The organism is Solicola agrisoli (genome assembly GCF_049059935.1).
In the GTDB taxonomy this organism is placed as follows: Bacteria; Actinomycetota; Actinomycetes; order Propionibacteriales; family Nocardioidaceae; genus JAURVT01.
The window spans coordinates 1-1,213 of record NZ_JBMGQR010000151.1; the positions used below are offsets into that span (position 1 = coordinate 1).

General features: G+C 72.4%; 2 protein-coding genes. One reads left to right on the top strand and one right to left on the bottom strand.

Features of this window, described 5'->3' with window-relative positions:
• Nucleotides 1-6 precede the first annotated feature (6 nt).
• The gene (locus ACI6PP_RS23185) at nucleotides 7-651 is read right to left on the bottom strand and encodes a TetR/AcrR family transcriptional regulator (protein WP_421114118.1); all 645 of its coding nucleotides are present in this window, start codon (nucleotides 649-651) and stop codon (nucleotides 7-9) included.
• 111 nt (nucleotides 652-762) lie between these two features.
• Here ACI6PP_RS23185 and ACI6PP_RS23190 point away from each other — a divergent pair.
• A partial coding sequence (locus tag ACI6PP_RS23190; RefSeq protein ID WP_421114119.1) for a hypothetical protein occupies nucleotides 763-1,213 on the top strand: 451 nt, incomplete at its 3' end.

Consider the following 1,213-nt stretch of genomic DNA (forward strand, 5'->3'; position numbering starts at 1 on the left):
TGGGTGCTAAGCCAGCCCGCCGGCCTGGCGGAGGCTGACCAGGATCGTGCCGATGACGACCTCGACCTCGGCGCTGGCGGCCTCGGGGTCCTCGGCGTCGGCGACGAGGGCGCCGGCGCTGCGCATGGCGCCGTAGAAGACGGTGGCGAAGGTCTGGGCGAGGGAGTCCTCGACCCCCGTGCCCTCCAGCAGGTCGCGGACGATCTGCTCGACGATGCCGAACGTGGACCCGCGCTCGATCTCCTGCCACCGCTCGGGACCGAGCGCGACGGGCGCCTCCTGCATGACGATGCGGCGGTAGGTGGGCTCCTGGCAGATCTCCAGGAAGCCGCGGAGCCCGACCTCGGCGCGCTCCCACGGGTCCTTCTCGCGCCGCAGCGCGCGCGAGATCTTCTTGCTCGCGGCCTTCTGCTCGCGGTCGACCACGTGCTCGAACAGGTCGAGCTTGCCGCTGAAGTGGTGGTAGAGCGCGCCCTTGGTGACGCGGGCCGCCGCCACGACCTCGTCGAGCGAGGTGCCGGCGTAGCCGCGCTCGGCGAACAGGTCCGTGGCGCCCTCGACGAGGGCCTTGCGGGTGGAGGAGGAGTACTCCTGGCGACGCGAGGACGATCGGCCGCCGGCCGCGGCCCGGAGCACCTTGCGCGTGGTCACCCGCGAACCCTACGACCAGGTGTCGCGTCTCACGCGACCCCACGTTGTGCTGCCCGCGGGTATGACACATACTCAGAGTACGTACCGACGGTATGACGAAAGGAGCAGACCATGACCTGGGATGCCTACAACCGTCGCAAGACCGTGCTCCGCGAGCTGCTGGAGGTCGCCGACCTCCACCCCGACGGCGTCCTTCCCTGGGACGCCCGCGTCGAGCAGGCCTTCGAGAACCCCACCGAGCTGTTGTTCGACCTGCAGATGTACTGGTTCCAGCGCCTCTCGGGCGAGGTGGACCGCCGCATCGACCGCGGCGACGTCGACCCCGAGGCGGCCGCCGTCAGCGCCTGGCGTCAGGCGGCCGCGTCCTCCCCGGGCGCCCGCGCGATCCTCGACGCCCACGACGACGACCCGCTGCTGGCCAAGGCGCACGCCAAGGAGCTGTCGATGCTGGCCCACGCCGCCGGACGCGCACCGCTGTGGCACCCGTCGGCCCCCGCCATCGGGGCCCGGCTGCGCGCCGAGGCGCGGGCGATCCGGATCGAGGACGCCCCGTCCGCGGGCC